General features: G+C 58.6%; 18 protein-coding genes. 5 read left to right on the top strand and 13 right to left on the bottom strand.

The features are described 5' to 3' along the window. Positions 1-239: 239 nt before the first annotated feature. The 3 genes from EN807_RS18295 to EN807_RS18285 all read left to right on the top strand — a co-directional run bounded on the left by EN807_RS18295 (position 240) and on the right by EN807_RS18285 (position 3,618). Positions 240-677 carry a CBS domain-containing protein gene (locus EN807_RS18295; RefSeq protein ID WP_065007865.1) on the top strand — a complete coding sequence of 146 codons (438 nt, stop codon included), beginning with the start codon at positions 240-242 and terminating at the stop codon, positions 675-677. Between the two features lie 461 nt (positions 678-1,138). Beyond that, entirely contained in the window at positions 1,139-2,089 is a 951-nt protein-coding gene (locus EN807_RS18290) for a glyoxylate/hydroxypyruvate reductase A (protein WP_135936125.1), read from the top strand. 398 nt (positions 2,090-2,487) lie between these two features. Continuing rightward, complete coding sequence (locus tag EN807_RS18285; RefSeq protein WP_135936124.1) at positions 2,488-3,618, top strand: site-2 protease family protein; 1,131 nt, start codon at positions 2,488-2,490, stop codon at positions 3,616-3,618. A 161-nt stretch (positions 3,619-3,779) separates the two neighbouring features. Here the strand turns inward: EN807_RS18285 and EN807_RS18280 are convergent, their stop codons facing one another. Then, positions 3,780-4,436 carry a TerC family protein gene (locus tag EN807_RS18280; protein ID WP_135936123.1) on the bottom strand — a complete coding sequence of 219 codons (657 nt, stop codon included), beginning with the start codon at positions 4,434-4,436 and terminating at the stop codon, positions 3,780-3,782. A 394-nt stretch (positions 4,437-4,830) separates the two neighbouring features. On the opposite strand from EN807_RS18280, the gene EN807_RS18275 reads away from it, so the two are divergent. Beyond that, complete coding sequence (locus EN807_RS18275) at positions 4,831-5,940, top strand: ionic transporter (protein WP_246684198.1); 1,110 nt, start codon at positions 4,831-4,833, stop codon at positions 5,938-5,940. A 122-nt stretch (positions 5,941-6,062) separates the two neighbouring features. Here EN807_RS18275 and EN807_RS18270 read toward each other — a convergent pair whose 3' ends face one another. The 5 genes from EN807_RS18270 to EN807_RS18250 all read right to left on the bottom strand — a co-directional run bounded on the left by EN807_RS18270 (position 6,063) and on the right by EN807_RS18250 (position 10,489). Further along, on the bottom strand, positions 6,063-6,518 hold the full coding sequence (locus tag EN807_RS18270; protein ID WP_135936481.1) for an NUDIX domain-containing protein: 456 nt from the start codon (positions 6,516-6,518) through the stop codon (positions 6,063-6,065). 236 nt (positions 6,519-6,754) lie between these two features. Next, positions 6,755-7,486 (bottom strand): glycosyltransferase, encoded by a 732-nt coding sequence (locus EN807_RS18265; protein WP_135936122.1) that lies wholly within the window; start codon positions 7,484-7,486, stop codon positions 6,755-6,757. Positions 7,487-7,564: 78 nt separating this feature from the next. Next, positions 7,565-8,380: a glycosyltransferase family 2 protein gene (locus EN807_RS18260; protein WP_206533401.1), complete on the bottom strand. Its 816-nt coding sequence runs from the start codon at positions 8,378-8,380 to the stop codon at positions 7,565-7,567. Between the two features lie 105 nt (positions 8,381-8,485). Continuing rightward, complete coding sequence (locus EN807_RS18255; protein WP_135936121.1) at positions 8,486-9,655, bottom strand: glycosyltransferase family 4 protein; 1,170 nt, start codon at positions 9,653-9,655, stop codon at positions 8,486-8,488. Between the two features lie 120 nt (positions 9,656-9,775). After that, positions 9,776-10,489, bottom strand: coding sequence for a sulfotransferase domain-containing protein (locus EN807_RS18250; RefSeq protein ID WP_127209253.1), 714 nt, complete (start codon positions 10,487-10,489; stop codon positions 9,776-9,778). Positions 10,490-10,786: 297 nt separating this feature from the next. Between EN807_RS18250 and EN807_RS18245 the strand changes: the two genes are divergently transcribed. After that, positions 10,787-11,707, top strand: coding sequence for a sulfotransferase family 2 domain-containing protein (locus EN807_RS18245; RefSeq protein ID WP_135936120.1), 921 nt, complete (start codon positions 10,787-10,789; stop codon positions 11,705-11,707). 18 nt (positions 11,708-11,725) lie between these two features. Here the strand turns inward: EN807_RS18245 and EN807_RS18240 are convergent, their stop codons facing one another. From EN807_RS18240 to EN807_RS18210, 7 genes are all read right to left on the bottom strand, one after another. After that, positions 11,726-12,412, bottom strand: a complete 687-nt coding sequence (locus EN807_RS18240) for a sulfotransferase (protein ID WP_189522493.1) — start codon at positions 12,410-12,412, stop codon at positions 11,726-11,728. Then, positions 12,409-13,173 carry a sulfotransferase domain-containing protein gene (locus EN807_RS18235; RefSeq protein WP_135936118.1) on the bottom strand — a complete coding sequence of 255 codons (765 nt, stop codon included), beginning with the start codon at positions 13,171-13,173 and terminating at the stop codon, positions 12,409-12,411. The genes EN807_RS18240 and EN807_RS18235 overlap by 4 nt, the downstream gene beginning before the upstream one ends. 38 nt (positions 13,174-13,211) lie before the next feature. Further along, positions 13,212-14,246, bottom strand: coding sequence for a hypothetical protein (locus EN807_RS18230; RefSeq protein WP_135936117.1), 1,035 nt, complete (start codon positions 14,244-14,246; stop codon positions 13,212-13,214). Between the two features lie 192 nt (positions 14,247-14,438). Next, the gene (locus EN807_RS18225; protein WP_135936116.1) at positions 14,439-15,611 is read right to left on the bottom strand and encodes a glycosyltransferase family 9 protein; all 1,173 of its coding nucleotides are present in this window, start codon (positions 15,609-15,611) and stop codon (positions 14,439-14,441) included. Beyond that, positions 15,601-16,788, bottom strand: a complete 1,188-nt coding sequence (locus tag EN807_RS18220; RefSeq protein ID WP_135936115.1) for a hypothetical protein — start codon at positions 16,786-16,788, stop codon at positions 15,601-15,603. Before EN807_RS18220 ends, EN807_RS18225 begins: the two co-directional genes overlap by 11 nt. Positions 16,789-16,796: 8 nt before the next feature. Next, entirely contained in the window at positions 16,797-17,975 is a 1,179-nt protein-coding gene (locus EN807_RS18215; RefSeq protein WP_135936114.1) for a hypothetical protein, read from the bottom strand. 6 nt (positions 17,976-17,981) lie between these two features. Next, the gene (locus tag EN807_RS18210; RefSeq protein ID WP_135936113.1) at positions 17,982-19,787 is read right to left on the bottom strand and encodes an ABC transporter ATP-binding protein; all 1,806 of its coding nucleotides are present in this window, start codon (positions 19,785-19,787) and stop codon (positions 17,982-17,984) included. Positions 19,788-19,848 lie beyond the last annotated feature (61 nt).

Below are 19,848 nucleotides of genomic sequence, written 5' to 3'. Positions count from 1 at the left end.
TTGGCTGCGCTGTCTCTCACTGAAACGTAGCATCGCCCATCAGGGTTCCAGGTCGGCCAGGCATCGGCGTCTCAACGAAATGCAATCGGTCCCTATCCCAAGTTCCGTCGCTCGGGCAGCGATGGCCGCCTGTGCGCGCCATTCAATCCACATTCAAGGGAACGCTACCGCCGAAACTTCGTTCATCGGTCATCAATACCGTATCGGCGGCGGGGCTTCGCAAATGAAGGGAGATTGCCATGAAAGTCGGCAACTGCATGACGAGGAATGTCCAGGTCGCGAACCCCGAACAGTCCATTCGCGAAGTAGCGCAGATCATGGGCAAGCTTGACGCCGGAGTGATGCCCGTGGGCGACCACGACCGGCTGGTCGGGATGATCACCGATCGTGATATCGCGATCCGCGGCGTAGCATTGGGTATGGGACCTGACACCAAGGTGCGTGATGTCATGACCCCGGAGGTCAAATACTGCTTCGATGACGAAGACGTCGAGCATGTGCTTGAGAACATGGGCGACCTGCAGGTGCGTCGGCTTCCGGTTCTGAACCGCGAAAAGAGGCTCGTCGGGATCATCTCTCTTGGCGATCTCGCGACGAACGGCGAAGCGGCAGAAGCGGGAGATGCTTTAAGCGACATCTCGAAGCCGGGCGGCGAGCACTCGCAAACTGCTCACTGACGCGGCGACACGTTTAGCGCGAGGTCGACATATATCTTGCTCCGCGGAGCGTCGGCTAACGCTGGCGCCCCGCCCGGCGGGTCTTCGGCCAGGAACATCCATGGATGACGAATCCGATTCCGAAGCAACGGGTCCTAGCGCCGAAAACCCGCAAGCGTCCGGCGTCCTGCGCAGCGTGAGCGTTACGAGGACGCATTCGAGCTCCGAGGAAAGTTGCCAGACTACTTCATTGACTCGACCTTCTACGGAGCCGCGATGCTCGCGGAACTCGGTCGCCTTGATGAGGCGCGACAATGGGCCGAGCGGGCTGGTGCAAGGCTTCCCCAGCACCCTGGAGGCGCATTGCACCTTACCGCAGCCCGGCGGGCCAGCAGCATTTCGCAGATTCGTTGAGCACGGCCGGTGTGCTAGGATAGGCGGGAATATGGATCCGATCATTGCCTGTATCTTGGAGGTGCAAAGTGTCCGGCCAACCCATTACCGTTCTGATGGTCAATGAGTATCCTGACTACATCGACGCCGAAGTGTGGGCTGCTGAGCTGAAGAAGCGTGTGCCGCAGCTGGAGTTCAGGCTTTGGCCAGACGTCGGGAACAAAGGTGACATAGATATAGCGCTGATCGACAAGGGCGCCAGTCCTGGCTTTTTCGACGCGATGACAGGACTGCGCGCGGTCGTCTATTTGGGGGCAGGTGTCGACGGTATTGATCTCCAAAGCTTTCCCAAGAGTGTTCCGCTCATTAGGCTCGCAACGCGTGAGCAGGCTTCGGAAGTGGTGCAGTACATCGTCCTTCGCGTTCTCTGCCAGCAACGGCATGTTGCGGAGTACATGAGTCAGCAAGCCCGCAAGATTTGGAAACCGATCGCGCCGCGGAAGGTCTCCGAGACAAGAATTGTTGTGCTGGGTGCGGGCCGGATCGGTGGATGGGCCGCAAAGCTGTTTGCGGACCTGGGCTACGACACTGCTGTCTGGTCTCGTCACCAGAAGACGCTTCCTGGCATACAGAGTTACTTTGGCCGTGCCCAGCTTGCGGACGCACTCACACTCCGGGATTACGTTATCTGTTCACTTCCCCTGACTGGTGACACTCGTGGGATACTGAACTCCAGTGCCTTTGGAAAAATGAAGCGAGGTGCCTACCTCGTGAATGTCGCCAGGGGCGCGCATGTCAAGGAAGCCGACCTGATCCGCGCTCTCGACGAAGATCAGCTTTCTGGTGCTTGCCTTGACGTGTTTCAGCGTGAACCGCTGGAGGCCTCATCGCCACTGTGGAATCATCCCAAGGTGACCATCACACCTCATGTCGCGAGCTTCTGGGTGGATTCTGGAATCGACCAGGCCGCCGATCTCTGCGGTCAAGTCGCAAGAGGAGAGCCTCTGTCCAACAAGATCGACCTCGAACTGGGTTACTGACTCGAGGTAAGGGCCTCACCCGAGGCGCGCAGAGCGGAGTGACCAGCCCCCACCGAGTGGTCCAGGGAGAATGTTAGTGTGGCCTTGGTGGTGCGCCAAAGGCAGCATGGCCGGCAGAGTCGGTTGGGCCCGCAAGCGGGCTTCCTAGCAGGTCGAAGTTCAAACGTCGAAGTTCAAACCATGACGGCGTTCAAACCATGACGGCGCAAGAAGTTCACCGGGATGTCGTGTCGTGATAAACTCTCCTTGCGACGGGACCGCGACACTAAGGCGGAGCATCTCGCGGCCGGGTGGGTCTTAGTCGCAGACGATGAGCTTGAGCGCCAGATGTTCTCGGATGATTGCAAGCGTCCTGCCAAAGCCTATGGTGAAGGTGGGGCCTCTCGGAGTGGACAGATTTGGGTTGGTCGCTGAACCTCGGGACGATCGCCGGCACCACCGTGCGCGTTCACTTTACCTTCCTGCTTCTGCTCGTCTGGATTTGGCTGACGCACTATCGGATTGGCGGCACGCCAGCGGCTTGGGAAGGCGTTGCCTTCATCATTGCCGTCTTTGCCTGCGTGGTCCTGCATGAGTTCGGTCACATCGCCGCCGCACGGTATTTCGGCATCGGCACGCCGGACATCACACTTTTCCCGATCGGCGGCGTGGCGAGGCTGGAACGCATGCCCGAAGAGCCGGGACAGGAGTTCGTGATCGCGGTCGCCGGGCCGCTGGTCAATGTCGCGATCGCCGCGCTGATCTTCGTCTTGCTCGGTGGGTCGGCGGGTGTCGAACAGATGGCCGGGATCGAGGATCCGCGCATGAATTTTCTCGCCAGGCTTGCCGGGGTCAATGTCTTCTTGGTCCTTTTCAACATGATCCCGGCCTTCCCGATGGACGGCGGCCGTATCCTGCGCGCGGCCCTCGCCGCCCGCCTTTCCTGGTCGCGCGCGACCCAGATCGCCGCCACGATCGGGCAAGGATTGGCCTTCGTCTTCGGTTTCGTTGGGCTGTTCTACAACCCGCTGCTGATCTTCATCGGCATCTTCGTCTATCTCGCCGCGGCAGCAGAAGCCCAGAACGCACAGATCCGCGAGGTTGCCACAAGCGTCCTGGTCGGTGACGTGATGATCACCGAGTTCGCCCGGCTGGAACGGTCGGCGACGCTCGACGAGGCAATCGAGATGCTGCTCGCGACCACGCAGCACGACTTCCCTGTCACCGATTCCGCCGGCCATCTTAAGGGATTGGTGACACGCAACGACATGATCCGGACATTGAAAGAAAAGGGGCCTGCTGAACCGGTCGCGAGCGCAATGCGGAGCGATATCCCGAAAATACATTACCGCAAAAGCCTCGAGGAAAGCCTGCGGCTCATGCAGCAGGCAGATGTGCCTGCTGTCGCCGTCGTGGACAATTCCGACCGGCTGGTCGGGCTCATGACACACGAAACCATAGGCGAGATGCTTATGGTCCGCTCGGCGGTTTCAGATGCCTTCCGATTTGGTCGTTTGCGTGGGGGCAAACCGCGACTCACACGGATCTGAGCACCAGGATACTCTTTCTACCGCCGGATCGGGTGAGTGCGCTCTAAATGGTAAGGGGAGCGAGCCGAGGCAGGATAATTGCGCCGACACGGGCCATCAGCCTTGCCTGGGAGCAGAACCGGCCGGAACGACGTCGTTCCGGCCGGCCCATCTTCTGAGTCTCAAGCGCCCGCGACGTGGGGCAGAAGTTCAAGCGCACCGCGATAGATCATGTCGCCAGCTACGTAGAGGATGACCACCAGGCCGACATAGGCAATCCAACGGTGCTTCTGAAGCAGATTGGCGATGAGGTTTGCAGCAATGCCCATCAGCGCGACGGAGAGGACAAGGCCGAAGATCAATACGTTCGGATGTTCGCGCGCGGCTCCCGCTACCGCCAGAACATTGTCGAGCGACATCGAGACGTCGGCGATGATGATCTGCCAGGTTGCCTGCGCCAGGGTCTTGCGTGGAGCTTTGCCAGCTACGATGCCGTCGTAGTCGACGTCACTTTCCGAAAGCGCTTCGATCGCCTGTGTTTCCTGCGCATGGTTTTGCCGGAGTTCGCGCCACATCTTCCAGCACACCCACAACAGCAATATACCGCCAGCCAACAGCAAGCCGACGATCTGCAGGAGTTGGGTTGTCGCGGCCGCAAAGCCGATGCGCAGAACGGCCGCTGCGATTATACCAACGACGATTGCGTTTCTGCGCTGCTCTTTGGGTAGTCCGGCCGCGGCAAGGCCGATAACGATGGCGTTGTCACCGGCCAGCACCAGGTCGATCATGATGACCTGCAACAGAGCGGTCATTGCTTCAGGACTAAAAAATTCTGTCATACGGCACCCTTGCGTTCAGCTAGGGGTGACGCGGCTTGCGAGCATAACCGTAGAGCAACGCGGACACCGCGTATGACAAGAGAAATGCCGCTACAGCTGAAGAAATCTCAAAGCCAGGCCACCCGGATTGAATTCCAGTCCGACATCACAGTCCTGATGGACTGCCAGAGGGGCCCGGCCTGGAAGCACCTAGCTATTGCGGTAAGCGCAAAAACTCAAGGCTTAATTGTAACGCATATGCGGCATTGAGCTCGGCAAGTTTAGGTAGGCCAAGTCGATCGAGCACGCGGCCATTGAATGGGCCGGCAGCCGCAAGTACATTGAGACCGTGGGCTTCGGTCAGTCTCTGTAATACTCAATCTGCGACCGTCGATGGCGATGAAGGAAATCCGTCTTGGCTGTTCATCGACGATCGATCGGCCAATATCTGTTCCCAATCGGCTCGTTGGGTCTGGCCGCACTGATTCATTTCGGCGCCGCGTCGATCGAGCATTCGCTGCTTTCGATCAAGATCCTGGCGATGATCGTGGTCGCTATCTTCATCTTCGCAACCGTGTTTGTGGTTTTGCATCATGCCGAAGCCGTTGCACGGCGGCTCGGTGAACCTTACGGCACGCTGCTGTTGACATTTTCGGTCACGGCCATCGAAGCATCGGTCATCGTTTCGATGATGCTCCATGGCGAGAACAACCCGACGCTGGCACGCGAGTCCGTGTTTTCAACGGTCATGATCGTGTGCGCTGGTGTTGTCGGGGTCTGCCTCACACTGGGTGGGCTGAAGCATCGATATCAGGACATCAAACGACAGGGCACCAACGCTTCCCTTGCCGTCATTATGGCGCTGACGGTTCTTACGCTGATCCTTCCAAACTACACGCTTGCAACAAGCCCCGGTACGTTCTCCGCATCGCAACTCGCTTTCGTGAGCGTTCTTTCAATCCTCCTCTATGGTGCCTTCGTCTTTGCCCAGATGGTGCGCCATCGGGGTGATTTTATCGAGGATCTGACGTCCAGCGCGGAACATGAGGCGCATGTATCTGAGGGTGGGAACGTGACCACAAACGTGCTCCTCTTGTTTGTTGGACTGGCAGGGATCGTTCTTCTGACCGAGCAGGTGGCCGGCAGCATCGAGAATGGGCTCGAGTTTCTTCAAGTTACCCAGGCGGACTCAATCGTGGGCTTCTTCGTCGCTGCGCTGGTGCTTATGCCGGAGGCGGTGTCGGCGGTTCGGGCAGCGCTCAATAACGAACTTCAGCGAGGACTGAATGTCGCTCTCGGCTCTGCCTGCGCCACAATCGGCCTGACAATCCCGGCAATCGGTGCGGCGAGCCTGCTCACCGGACGGAGCCTGACTCTTGGTCTAGGCCCGGGGGATACCGTGCTTCTCATCCTCGCGCTTGCCATCAGCATCGTGAGCTTTGGGACGGGCCGAACAACGATGCTGACGGGGCTCGTTCATCTCGTCGTGTTTGTCGCCTATCTGTTCCTTATCTTCGTGCCGTAGAGCGCGGGGCCTGATCCTGGCGCTATGGCAGGGTCAACATGCTCTTCGCCTCAGCCCATGGTTCCTGGGGCGTGGCGATCAGCACGACCAGTTGAAGATCTCGGTCGGCCGCTGGGCCGGCTTTAGACAGACACCACTAGCCGGTCGAGAAAAGGCCACTGGCCCACAAGCAGCTTTTCCCGGGCCATATCGAGGCCGAACCATTCTGCGCGATTGATCTCTGGAAAGAATTGCATGCGGCCGCTGCGCGGCGGCCATTCCATCTCGAACATGTTGCTACGCAGGCTGCCGGCGTCGAAATCGCCTTCGACGCCGAACGCCGTGATAAACTTGCCGCCGCGCTGACGCAGTTCCCCCAACGGAAGCAGTGCTCCCTTGAGCTTCCAGCCGGTTTCCTCCACAAATTCGCGGCGCGCCGCAGCTTCCGGCTGTTCGTCATCACCATACTCGCCCTTTGCAATCGACCATGCGCCAAGATCGCGGCTTTGCCAGAACGGCCCGCCCGGATGAACAAGCAACACCTGCAGTTCGTTGCTCGATCTCCGGTAAGGCAGGATGCCCGCACTTCTTTTCGCCATGGCCTCAAGCCTCTGCCATGCAGCAACAACGACAAAGCAGTTGCCGGCTTGGCGCAGCAGACGCTGTGTCAACGCCGCGCGCTGGAAAGCACGTCGCCAAAAATGGCTTTTCGACACCCCGCTCGGTTCGATTTCGACCCAGGCACGCCTAGTCTGTTCACCGATCTGCAGGAACCGCGCCCTGCTGGCGATCTCGACGAAACGTCCGATATGGTCGGGCCGATCGGTTGGATTAGCTACCGGCTCGCCGAGCGCGAAAGAGAAGCTTCCGTTTGTTCGGCATTACTCAAAAATTCGTCGCGTTCGGCTTTCCACAGATCCGCATAGTCGACATTCTGCCACTCGGCAAACCACGGACCACCGCTTGTATAGTGGACCGCCTTAGGTGTGCCATGCGCCGGCTTTTCGTTCCAACCTTCAAGCCAGTTCCACTCTACTGGCAGCGAGCCCAGGTCCTCATCGGCGACCCACTGCATTCGATGGAGATAGGCACCACTTTCGCGGTTCACGACCTCTGGCGTAAGCGATTTAACCGAAGGGTGCGCGCAATTGAACAGCATCAGCGAGGACCAGTTTTTTCGTGGGTAGGATGTCTGGACCACGCCGTCCATCTTGGTAGTGGCCTTCGGCGTATAGTCATGCTGGACGCAATAGACCGCCTTGTTCGATTTCGTGTATTCCAGCAAACCTGCGACGTCACCGAGCCACAGGAAGTCGCAATCGCAGAACAAAGCCCAACCCGTGTAGTCGGCGAGAAAAGGCGTGAGAAACCGCGTATAGGTGAACTCTGTTGACGCGAGTGGATCTTTTTCCCTCCAATACAGTCCACGGGCACGCAGTTCGTCCTGTTTGATTGGAATGACGGAGACAGGCACCGAAGCGTTTTTAAGCAAAGAGTGCCGTGCTACGTCGTAGGCGATCGGCTCGCGGCTATCCCATCCAACGAATACCCTAAACGCATCAGTCATATTCAGTACCTTGGCTCCAATTTCAAAACGGTCGTACACTAACTGTCTGGCAACAGCTCGGCAACAATGGTGCAGAAATTAGCCAGGACGATTTCTGAATCGCACAGATTTGCCTTTCACGCCGGTCCTGCTTTCTTCGGCGGATTTCGTCTCGCTGCCCAATGCGACAAGCGCCCATTTCTGATAGGTGTAGCTGGCCGAATAAGCGGCGACCATCGCGCCGGTCGAACCGTCCAGAAATCCCAGCTTGAAAACATAGCTGTTCATATAGGCCCAGACCGAGCGTAAAACCGCCTTGCTTATCGAGCTTCTTTTGCCCTCGGCAAGCAGCCGCGCCGCGGACGCTTCTGCGTATCGGCCGATCTTGTCATGCGCGTCTGCTAGGTCGGCGATGGAGTCATGCTCCATAGGATGGGACAATCGCGTAACCTTCCCATTCACCACAACTTTCTCGTGCACCGTGTCGTTGCTGAAGCGCCCGGACTGTCGACGGAAAAGCCTGAGCACCAGATCGGGCGACCAGCCGCCATGGCGGACGATGTGCCCACAAAAGCGGGATCTTCTTGGTATTTCGAAGCCATCATAGCCTTTTGGGTTGGCGATAGCGGCTCTGATTTCTGCAGCGAGGGGTGGCTCGACCCATTCGTCGGCATCAAGCGAAAGGACCCAATCCCCCGTCGCCGCGGCGAGGGCACGGTTTTTCTGCGCCCCGAACCCGGGCCAATCGAGGGTGATTAGGACCTTGGCCCCGAGTCCACTGGCGATGTCCCTGGTTTGATCGGTGCTGTTGTTGTCGAGGACGACGATTTCGTCGGCAAAATGTACCGAGCGAAGGCAACGTGCAATGCACGCTTCCTCATTGCGGCTGATTATGATGACTGAGAGCGCCGGCACGGTCAGACGGTTCCGGCGTCAAAACTGCTACTGTTCAAAGAAACTGCCCCCCCGGCCTGTTAGCACTCCGAGCGATACTAACGGATTCAAAAAAAATGTCGAAAATTATCTCAGGTCGATACTTTCGTAGAGCGCTATCATTCTCCTGATCATGACGTTGAAATCGTAGTGTTCGGCCGCCGCTCTGGCCTTGGCCGCAGTCTCAGGCCGTGACGACAGCTGCAACGCGCGGGCAAGCCCAGCGGCGAGGTCGTTTAAGCTGGCTGCGTCGCAAACAAGCGTCGGCTCGAACCGATCGACCAGCTCGCGCGCCCCACACCCGGTGCTTACCACGGCGGGCAAGCCGCTGGCCATGGCTTCGATCACCACTGTGCCGAATGGGTCATAAATGGAAGGCAGCACGGCAATGTCGGCCGCGCCGTACCATGGCAACATATCTTTCTGCGGCCCCAACATCCTGAGCCTTGCGCCAAGACCAAGTCTGTCGCCGGCCTGTTTGAAGGCATTGGCGCGCGAATCATGGCCAATGACCCACACCTCCAGCTCACCGTCCAGCGTGGCGACAGCCTTCATCAATGGAAGAAGTCCTTTTCGCGCGAAACCCGAGCCGACAAACAGGACGACCGGCCTGTTATCGTCGACATCGAGCTGCGCGCGGACGGCGGCCCGATGCTGTTGGCGCAGCTCCAGGTTGAAGCGGTCCAGGTCAACCCCGTTGGGAACATGGTGCACACGTTCCGCCGGATAGTCGTAGTGACGGATAATGTCCTCAGCCACCATTTTCGAAATGGCAATCACAGCTTTAAGCCGTGGGCTGGCATAGGTTGTGCGTTCAAGACGCAGCGTCTGGCGATGAAAGGGACTCAGCGCCGTCGCTGCCCTGCCAAGCCGCGTCTCGAAACGACGCCGCTCGGCAAGATAGGCGGCATGAACGCCTTCCCCGGCCCGGAAGACATCGCAGCACGGAAGACGATCGTTGCTCTGCACCAGGGCCGGTGGCATTTCGGCGATCTTGCGGCATGCGGCTCGGGCAAAGGACGTCGCCCGCAGGGAGCGGGGAAAGCGGCGGCCGGCACAATGGATGAATTCTATGCCTTCGTATCGCGGCCAGTCGCCGGACAGCACAGCCACCGGCCGTTGACGCGCGGCGAACGCCGCCATGATGTTTTCCAGCATGATCTCGCCTCCGCCAAAGGGCGCATAGCGCTGGCGTACGAACAGGATAGGCGTCTTCGGTTCCGCCTGAACCCGTTGATTATGCTGTGACAAATCCATGCGATCTCGCTACGCCGTTGAGCACTCCGGAACCGGCGGATTTTATAAATCACGCAGATGAGCGCGATTTGACCAGTTTGGCTATCCGCCTGCACTGCTGGAGTGAAGATGTGGTTATCGCTAGGCAGTTATTCCATAATTTTCCATGATATTTTTGCAGTATAAAATTTCTTTTTCGGTAAGGTAGTCCTTATACCCGCCAACTACGCCGCGTCTAACTTTAAAACTATCGGAATCGGTGCTGTCTACCGTTCTTAAGCGGTGACCATAGCGCTCATCGCTTTGCCCAGAGGATTCCTTGTTTCTCATGGACTCAAATCGACCGACGTCAATTGCTTTCGTAATTTCCTCCTCGTCTGGTTCTACATTTAACCATTTCGCGATTTGTCTAAGCTCGGAGGCGGCATCGCTGTGGAGCGTTTCGTATCGCGTGATCAACACATCGTCTCTTTCTCTTATTGCCGCCAGCCACATTGCATTGAAGCGGAGGGTCCTCTCGATACCAAACTGTGGGTCTCGTACAAAGCTCGACAAATCGCCTTGGAATAAGCCGCGCCACGCTTCGCGTTTGGTGACGTGAAAATATCCGGAAATTGTTGTGTCGATCGGATTGCGATGCAAAAAAATCAGGGGCCGCTTTCCCAAAAAAGCGTCGGCAGAGCGGAAATCTTTTCTGTGGAACGCGCTGCCGCCGTGGGTGTAATCGAGGCCGACGACAAGCTGATCAAGCATGACTCTTAACCATGTCCGCCCTGATTTGGGGTAGGAAATGCAAAGGCCTAAATTACTGGAATTTTCTTCTGCCTTCGGTTTGAGCCACCGCAGTAATTTCATGGTCACCTCGCAAACATTCCTATCAGCTGCCGATTGCTAAGGACCCCGCTTCCGGACCTTATGACATGACGACTCATGTCGATCAAACTTGGCCGATGAGCAACCACGTCTTTTGTCGCGCCTCGTCCATACGCTTCCCAATCTCGGCGGCCGGTTGCGCGTCAACCGTAAATCACTGTTGCGGTAGATCAGGAAGTCGGTGCTGGCGCGCGGCGAAAACAGATTTGGGGCGATTGTCCACCGTTGCTTGCGGTTTTCCCAGTGGTGAGGCATTTAGAAACTAATAGGAAAGAGCGGATGAACACCAGCACCCCCAACGTGTCGTATGAGATTCCCGTCCCGAAATCGAAGCAGACTCGTGGATTGAGGAAAATCGAACGCCAATTGAGGCCGAAACTGCGGTCGCTTCGGTGGCGGGTTGTCGAGCAGGTTTTGAGCTGGCGCAATCCCGAGGCGTTGGCTTTTTACCGCAGAGCCATGGAAACCGCATATCTGCCGGACGACCTGATCGACGTAGTCCCGCAACTCAAGATCCTGTACCTCGCCACGCCAAAGGCGGCGAGCAGCCGCATTCGCAGCAACCTTGCAGCCATGATCGGAAACGACACCGTGTCGGGGTGGCGCAGCGACCAGAACTGGAGGGTGCACAACCGAAAGGCGTCGAACTTGCAGGCGCCTCGCCATGGCGTCCTGCAGTTCTATCGCATGGCCACAAGTCCCGAAGCCTTGCGATTTACCTTCGTTCGCAATCCCTATACCCGGCTGTTGTCGTGCTGGGCCGACCAATATCGCGACCGTCCCCTTGTGCCTGGTTACGGCAGGGTGGAGGTCTATCTAGCCCACCGCGAAAGGGCTGATCTGGCGCTGCCTGTTGGTGCTGACAAGAGCCTGTCCTTTGCAGATTTCGTGGCCTTTGCCTGCACGACTTCCACATGGCGGATCGACAAGCATTGGCAGCGGCAAAGCGACATCGTTGACCTTCCAGGAGTTGCGTTCGACCTCGTCGGCAAGACGGAGACTTTCGCACAGGACTTCGAACGGGTTCTCGATCATGTCGGTGCAAGCGACGAGATGCGACGCGCGGCGATGCCACCTCTGCACACCTCCTCCCGCCGCAGGCTTGCCGACTATTTCACGCCAGAACTGGCTGATACCATCTATCGCGCGTATGAGCGCGACTTCGATCAGTTTGGCTATCCGCGCGCGCTTCCTGAGTAAAGTGGTCGCGCGGCGGTCTCAAATGTACCCGAACGCCTGCATCAGGGGTTTCCCACGCCCCTCGGTAAGCTCCATCAATTCCTGCTGACCCAGTTCGGTCTTCCAGCGGCCGCGGCCGTCATAAATTGGCTGGTTCACTTGCTGGTTGCGCAACGCTGCATGTTGTGGTTGCGCATCGAGTGTGAACCATCGTTGCGGGTTCCGATGATAGTCGAGCAGACTCTGATCGAACGACAATCCCAGGAAGGTGCAGATCTTTTCGACGGTCGCTTGCGGGTCATCGACAAGATCTTCGTAGCGATAAATCAGGACGTCGGTGCTGCCGCGCTCAGCAAGCACCATTGCGTTATCCGAAATCCATCGATCCAAACTCGCGGTCGCATCGCCAAGCCGCCTTGTCAGCGAAGCAACGGTATCGCGCCCATCGCGTACCGGCATCACGAACTTCGCGCCCGGCACCAGGCGTCGTATCCGGTCGACACGCCTGATATGACGCGGTGTCTTTTCAAGCAGCACCGACTTGCCCGCCCCAATGGCCGCCCGTTTCAGCTTCGAGTAGCGATACAGCGCAAGCGGAGCCCATTTGAAAAACACGTTCGTTTCTTCGAATGGCAAAAAGACATCGGCATGCGAGGCAAGAATCGTAGCTATCAGCGTGGTGCCGCTATGTCCGCATCCGCAGACAAAGCCTGTGCATCGGATCAATTCACACCTGCCCTGTCGTCGGCATAAGATATGCCATGCCGCTGAAAGGCTTCATCAAGCCGCTTCCAGTAATCGAGCCGCGCAAGCACATTGTCACAAAAGGCAATATCATCCGCGCTGAGGTAGTCCAAATAACCACCGACCTTACCTTTTCGAACCTTGAAGCTTTCCGGGTCGTCAGGATCGCGCGGTTGCAATCTCCCGCCATAGCGCGCACCCAGCTCTCCTGAGATTTCAGATTGCTGCATCCGTTTGAACGATCTGCTGACGGCAACATCGGCAAGCTGGGACTCCTCAAAGGATTTTCCCAAAAATTTTCCGATGCTGCGCAATGCGTCGTTTGTATCCCGCTGCACATCTTCATAGCGCAGAAGCGCAATCTTTCGCATGTGACTTGCGGCCGCAAACCACTGCAGGTTGAAAAGGGCAATCTTCTCGACACCGTGTTTGGGGCTTCTTATACAATCGCCGATCGGACCTGCTTCCAGCCCGTGGCGTTTGTTGACCTGAAAATATCCAGATACCGCAGTGTCGCGGGGGTCTCGCGTCAGGAACAGAATCCGTTGGCGTTTGTAGCGAGATTTATCGGGGCTGATCTGCGCAATGTCACGCAGGTCCTTGTGGTCGGAACCGTCATGCGTGTAAGCCGCATCCACGCCCAGATCGTCTAGCATTACGCGCAGCCAGGTCCGCCCGGATTTGGGAAACGAGACGACAAGGAGGGGCGGCTTTCTTGCAAAAAAGTTGGAAAACAAACTCAACTTGCGGACTCCGATTGCGGGCACTTTGATCGAGCAGATCAGCGATTGTAAATATCGATTAAGGCATTGGCGATCCGTTGCGAAGCCGGCACATTTGGATCAATCGACAGATTGGCATTGAGGAAGTCCCGGCTTTGCTCAAAATAAGTCGGCCTTGACCTGACCGCAGCGCGGATATCCTCGACGAGGTCATGCTCCGACAATGTTGGTTTGAAAGCGCCCATAGGGCTGTCGAACTCGACCATGGGAGAAACCAGCGGAAACAGCACCACCGGAATGCCGCAGGCGATTGCTTCGTAAACAGTGGTGCTTGGGCGCGTTACGAGCGCCAGAGCGTCCGGAAGCAGCTGTGCGAAATCCAGGGTCGATTTGTTCAGCATATCGACTTTTGCGAACATCGTGGGGTGCACGCTAACGACATAGGAAAGGCCGAGTTTCGCACATGCGGCTGCCACGGCTTCAATCGCTTGGCGATCTGCGGGCTCTTCGATATCCCCCTTGAAGTTCACCAGCACAAAAAGCCCTTCATCGTGCCTGGCGCCAGCGCTTCCGACGGCACGCTCAATTACCGGGGAGCCGACAACGTATGTCGGCTGGCGTCTTTGCTGCAGCGCCGCTGGTCCCATCGACAGGATGTAGTCAGCTCTCACAAATCGATGCGGCTGCAGCAGTCGCGCACCGCCGATCAGCCCGACCACACGGACCATGCCGAAGTTGATGGAGTCTATGAATCGCCTAAAGAATTGCGGCGCATAGTCATTTCCAGTCACCAGCATGTCGCCGGGTCTGATCATCCGCTCGAGCTCGGCAAAGCCGATATGCGATATTCCCCGGGCGTTGAGTTCAGGTCGCGCTACGCCGCCGCGTTTCAATCCATCGAGATGCGCGAACACGCAGCGGATGCCGCGGTCAACCAGAATTTCTGCCGCGTCAGCCAGCAGCCGAACATTGTTGCGGTTGTGTGGGACGAAGTAGACAGTCCTCGTCGCTGCTCTGCCGCGGGCGTAGATACGCCCGCGCTTGAACAGATTTCCTGGATGAACAAGCCGGTACGCGGCGAGGAGCCGCTGCACAAAGCCTTCGCTGACAGGAGAAGCCGCCTTGGTTCTCGACCTACCCAAAGATATGCATCGCCTCTTATCCGTGAAATTCAGAACGGCCGCCCCGCCGGGTAGTTTACAATGCTCTTGCCGTCAAGAAAGGCGCTTGACCACTTCGCCGGTTTGGACCTGCCTGGCACACTCGCGATGCCTTGCGTGGTGGATTCAAACAGTGCTGATGAGTGAGCCCATGTGGTTTTGTGCGTCTTCCATCACCGCGGCCCAAGGCCTTTCCCGTTTCGAGACCAGCACGGCGGAAGGATAATAGGGTGTGCGATCGCCCTCGACCGGCCAGGAACGTTTGAACCCATCGCCAAGAATAAAGACCGACGGGATGCCGAGCGCGCCCGCCAGATGCGCCCCGGTATTGCTGATGGTTACCACGGCGTCCATGGCGGCAACCTGCGCCGCGAAAAGGTCCATGTCGACAAGTTGGTCGATTGATCCGTCATGGAGAATACGCGCGAGCTCGCCATCGGTCAGGATCTTCAGGTCGGACGCGACCTGGCCATATTGCAGCGAAACGAACCGGAGGTCGGCACGGCTGATAAGCCCGCGCCATGCCGTAAGTGGCGGCAGGTCCTTGCCAGGATTGGAGCTGCCCCATGCGACACCAACCAGAGGCCGGCCATCCTTCCGATAGCGGGCGCGAAGTTCAGCGACCCGCGCCGGATCCGGCTTCAGGGGGACGAAATGCTCCCGGATCGCGGTCTCATCTGTCTCGAACACGGCCGTCAGATGCTGAACGCCCGCAAAGGCCTGCGCCTCGCCATAGGCGGCCTTGTTCCCTGGACCGACAGCTCGCACATCGGCGGCGGGAAATGTCCGCTGAAAGAGCGGCACCAACCGGTGCTCGACCAGGACGATCAAACGAGCGGCCCGGGCGAGCGCACGGCCGACGGAACTCGCATGATGGATCGCGGTTGCCAGACCCTGCTTTTCGGTCTCCATCAGATCAACGAGTAAGACCTGGTTCGAGATATCCTGGCCGAGCCATTCGCCGTTGACGCGGCCCTCAACGATGTGGCGCCGGGCGATCTTGAGCTCGGCCGCCGGGCCGTAGGCGCCCATACGCATCAGCGCCTTGCTAAGCTCGTCGAGCAGGCGAACCTCGCCCCGCGACTTCGCAATCGACCCCAGAGCCAGGGCTTTCGGCAGTGCGGCCGACCAATCGCGCGCCTCAATGCTTCGCCGATAATCCGCCATCTGATCGGCAATGTCGCCATCACGCCAGCGAAGGAAAAGCTGCCGCCGGTGGCGACGGAACCAGACCTTATACTTGTAGCCTGCAAGCGCGACACCGCGGCGGAACCGGCGAAGGAGTTGGCTACCGGCCATCACCAACTCCACTGATGATTTGCGTAACCCGTCCACCTGCTTCCTGCATTGCGGATGCCCATGCCTGGCCGCCCTTCCGAACCAGTCGAACGCTTGGATATGTGGCTACCGTTTCGCCGAAGGCAGGCCACGACAGCCGAAACCCATCGTCAAGCATGACGACAGTCGAAACGCCAAGCGCTCCCGCTAGATTGGCGCCGGTGTTGCTGATCGTCACCACCGCATCGAGTGCTGAGATTTGCGCGGCAAAGCGGTCCATATCCGACAACTGGTCGACGGAAGCGTCATGGATGATGCGTCCCGGCGCCCAGCGTTCGAATTCGGCGAGCGCTGGCCCGACATCGCCATATTGCATACTGATGAAACGTCCCGGCAGATTGCCGAGCAGCGCCCGCCAATCGTCCAGAGCCGGCAGATCCTTGCTCTTGTTCAGGCTTCCCCAGGCGAAGCCGATCAGAGGCCCCGAGCCGCGATTGAGATAGGTGCTGCGTAGCTCGGCCACCAGTCGGCGGTCCGGCTCCAACGGAATGAATGGCGCGCGCGCTGTCGGCTCATCCGGCCAGAAGTGCTTCGCCAGTGTCTCGAAGCAGGCGAAGACATCGGCGTCCGTCGCCGCCACCTCCCCTTCTCCTTCCAGCCTGATATCGAGCGCAGGATATGTTCTGCGATAAAGTGGCGCGAGTCGCGGCTCGACCAGAACGGTGCATCGTTCGGCAGCTGCGACCACCGGCCCCAGCAGCGACGCGAACTGGAAGAAGATTGCAAGATCGCCTTCGCGCCGCTCGACGGCAAGCCTGCGACCCGCAAGATCACTGCCATCCCATTCGGGCCGGCCGGGCACTTGCTTGCTCGACGCGATCAACTGCCAGGCACGATTCCCGCCGCCGAGACGTCTCAGTCCACGCCCGGCTTTTTTGACAAGCCCGGGATCGCCAAGCTGCTCACCGAGCAGGCCGAGTGCCAGCGCATGTTCCCGGGCCGCCTGCCAGTCACGCCGCTCGACACTCTGCGCCATCAGGCTCACATGCCGTTCGACGCTTTCGTCAGCATGGCGCGAGGGACGCTTAAAAAACTTCTTTGCTCGTTCAAGAACCTTCTGCAGCCGCTTGCCGTCAACACCTTGCGGGCGCAGGTCGGCGGCTTTTGCCTTTTCAAGGATGGATCGTCTGCTCGGCACAGCGACCCTCAACTATCGCTGGACGGCGTCGAACGCACCGTCAGGATTGACGAGAGCCGCCGGCCGACGTCGTCGAGCACCACCGGCCACGCACGTCCTTCCTTGCGAATGACGAGCCCTTTCGGATACCAAGGCGTTCGATCGCCAATCACTGGCCACGCTGTCTGAAACTTGTCGTCGATCAAGAAAATGGTCGGAACACCGAGTGCTCCGGACAGATGGGCCGCCGTATTGCTGATCGTTACGACGGCATCGAGCGCAGCGACCTGCGCAGCGAAATGGTCCATGTCAATCATCTGGTCGACACTGTCATCATAGAGAAGCCGCGCGTCATTGCCATTGCGCAGGCGCCGCAGCGCCGGCTTGATCTGTCCGTACTGGAGGGAAACGAATGTCGCGTGTGTCTGGGCGATGAACCGTGCCCATTCGGGGAAATCAGGGACGTCCTTGGTGTGTGATTTGCTGCCCCAGGACAGGCCGACCAGTGGCAGATCCGTCATCGAGCGATAGCGTTTGCGGAATGTCTCGACGAGTTCAGGATCCGCCCGCAGCGGGACGAAATCGGCGGCAAGTCTTTCGGCATCGCGGCCGAAAACCCAGGCGAGATTTTCGAAGGTCGCAAATTTGCCAGCAGCGACATTCTGCTGCGCTGGGACCACGGTCGCATTCGGGAACGTCCGCTGCACAAGCGATACGAGGCGCGGCTCGACCCGAATTGTCGCGCTTTGCGCACATGCAGCGGCAGCGCCGGCCAGTCGCGCATGGCGGATAACCCGGCCAAGACTGCGAGGATCATCCTCTACAAGATCGATCAGCAGTGTATCCGCACCGAGGCCCTCTCCGGTCCACTCATTGGCACCTTCCCCTTTTCGTTGCCGGCGAGCGGAAAGCCGAAGCTCGGCCGCCCGCGCGAAGTTGCCCAGCCGTTCGAACGCCTGGCCTGCCTTCTGCATCAACTCCGGGTCGCGGACACGATCGGCCATGATGGCCATTTCATTGGTACGTGCTTCAAGGCCTGTCCAGTCCCTGTGCGCGATCAGCGCGTCGACCTTGGCCTGCTGCTCAAGAACGGAACGAGGCTTGGAGCCGGTATACAGCGCCCGCACGGCCTTTGTGTATCGGCGCAACTGCAGGCCCAATCCACCAATCACATACCGGATGTAGGAGCCATGGTAAAAACTGGTCATCGGCCTTCAGCGCAATACGCTCTGCCGCAGCGTTTTGCCGCCTTCGACGATTGGAGCGGACGCTTCCAAATGGAAGATCGAGCGATAGATTTCGCTGCGCATGGCGAGTTCGTCATGGGTCCCGGAGTCTGCAAGCATACCAGCGTCAAATACCAGAATGCGATCGGCCGCCTTGATGGTTGAAAGCCTGTGCGCAATGCAGATCACAGTGCGCTGAAATGCATCGTCGAACGCAGCCTCCATGACCGCCCGTTCGTTTTCGCCGTCGAGCGCGGATGTTGCTTCATCGTAGACAATCACCGGAGCATTTTTGAGTAGGGCGCGCGCGATGGCAACGCGTTGTTTCTGCCCGCCTGACAGATTGGTGCCGCTCGGACCCACCAGCGTGTCGAGCCCGTTTTCCAGGCTCGAAGCAAAGCTTGTGACCCGGGCGAGGTCCGCCGCGGACTCGATTTCCTGATCGCTGGCGTTCGGGCGTCCGTCGCGAATATTGTCACGGATCGAGCCTTCGAACAGGAAAACATCCTGTGAAACCAGGGCGATATTGTCGCGAACGTCGGCCAGGCTGATCTTCGAAATGTCCTTTCCGTCGAGGAGAATCCTGCCCCTGTCCGGCTCCATCAGGCGCAGGATCAGATTGACGATGGTCGTTTTGCCGGCGCCGGAGCGGCCGACGATCGCCAGCTTCTCACGAGGTCGGACCTCGAAGGAAACACCGTGCAGCGCAGGGCTATTCCCTTCATAGGAGAAGGCCACATCTTCAAAACGGAGGCTGCCCTCGACATCGGTGAGGTGCTCGCCCGCGGTTGCGAGTTGTCGCTGTTCTGGCGTGTCGATCAAATCATACATCTGCCCGACGGCCACCATTTGCTTCTGGATGTCGACATTGACCCGGGCCAGCCGCTTGGCGGGTTCATAGGCAAGCATAAAGGCGGTTATGAAGGCCATAAATTCGCCCGGCGTCTTGCCGTTACCGAGGGTCTGCCAACTGGCGTAAATAATGAAAAGGCCAATGATGAAGCCGCCGCCTGTCTCCATCAATGGACTCATCAACGCCGATGTGCGGTTGATCTGGATGCCGCGCCTTTCCATCTTGCGGACGGCCTTCGCGAAGCTGGCGGCCGCCTTGTCTTCGAGTTGGAAGGACTTGATGGTGCGGATACCTTCGACGGCTTCCGTGCCGATCGACTGGACCAGTGCTGCCAACTCCGTCTCGCCCCTTGCCAGCGCCTTGAGCTTCCTGGTTATCGCGCCCACCGATAGGAATAGCAGGGGTAGAACCGCCACCGATATCAGCGACATCATTGGATCCTGCTTGACCATGACGCTTGCCAGGGCAATCAGCTTCAGCACATCGGAGACGGTGCTGCTCGTGATGGTGAGAATAACGGCGGCCCCGGCGCGCGCATTGAACATGATCTTGGAGACGAATTTCGCCGGATGCTGGTTAGCGAAGCGGTTGATGTCGAAACGCACCATTCGGGAAAACTGGCGGTTTTGAAGGTCCGAAACGATAGCCCGGCGAACCTTCCCCGTTGTGATGGTCTGGCAGTAGTCGGCGATCCCCTTGACCAGGAAAATGCCGACAATCACGGCGCTAATACCCCATGCGGCGGCAGCGTTCCGTTCTACATAAATGCTATTGATCATGACACTCATGATCCAAGCCGTTGCGCCGGTCGCCGCCGCAGCAACGATCGAACACAGCAAACCGGTGAGATACAGCTTTATGTGCGGCGGCAGGTTCTCCACGATCAGGCGCTTGACCAGCGGGTATGCCAGGGCCGCTGAAATTCGTTTCTTTGCGCTCATTCCGTTTCCCGATGCGATGTATCGTTCTCTGACGACCCTCGCTCCTGCCGATCCATGAAAA

This window comes from Mesorhizobium sp. M5C.F.Ca.ET.164.01.1.1 (assembly GCF_004792125.1).
Taxonomy (GTDB): domain Bacteria; phylum Pseudomonadota; class Alphaproteobacteria; order Rhizobiales; family Rhizobiaceae; genus Mesorhizobium; species Mesorhizobium wenxiniae.
The sequence above is the reverse complement of the archived record's forward strand: the minus strand, read 5'-3'. Positions and strand labels throughout refer to the sequence as shown.

Coding starts and splice junctions, on each gene's coding strand:
- EN807_RS18295 (WP_065007865.1), top strand. CDS start 240: ATGAAAGTCGGCAACTGCATGACGAGGAATGTCCAGGTCGCGAACCCC.
- EN807_RS18280 (WP_135936123.1), bottom strand. CDS start 4,436: ATGACAGAATTTTTTAGTCCTGAAGCAATGACCGCTCTGTTGCAGGTC.
- EN807_RS18270 (WP_135936481.1), bottom strand. CDS start 6,518: ATGGCGAAAAGAAGTGCGGGCATCCTGCCTTACCGGAGATCGAGCAAC.
- EN807_RS18265 (WP_135936122.1), bottom strand. CDS start 7,486: ATGACTGATGCGTTTAGGGTATTCGTTGGATGGGATAGCCGCGAGCCG.
- EN807_RS18255 (WP_135936121.1), bottom strand. CDS start 9,655: ATGGATTTGTCACAGCATAATCAACGGGTTCAGGCGGAACCGAAGACG.
- EN807_RS18250 (WP_127209253.1), bottom strand. CDS start 10,489: ATGAAATTACTGCGGTGGCTCAAACCGAAGGCAGAAGAAAATTCCAGT.
- EN807_RS18245 (WP_135936120.1), top strand. CDS start 10,787: ATGAACACCAGCACCCCCAACGTGTCGTATGAGATTCCCGTCCCGAAA.
- EN807_RS18225 (WP_135936116.1), bottom strand. CDS start 15,611: ATGGCCGGTAGCCAACTCCTTCGCCGGTTCCGCCGCGGTGTCGCGCTT.
- EN807_RS18215 (WP_135936114.1), bottom strand. CDS start 17,975: ATGACCAGTTTTTACCATGGCTCCTACATCCGGTATGTGATTGGTGGA.
- EN807_RS18210 (WP_135936113.1), bottom strand. CDS start 19,787: ATGAGCGCAAAGAAACGAATTTCAGCGGCCCTGGCATACCCGCTGGTC.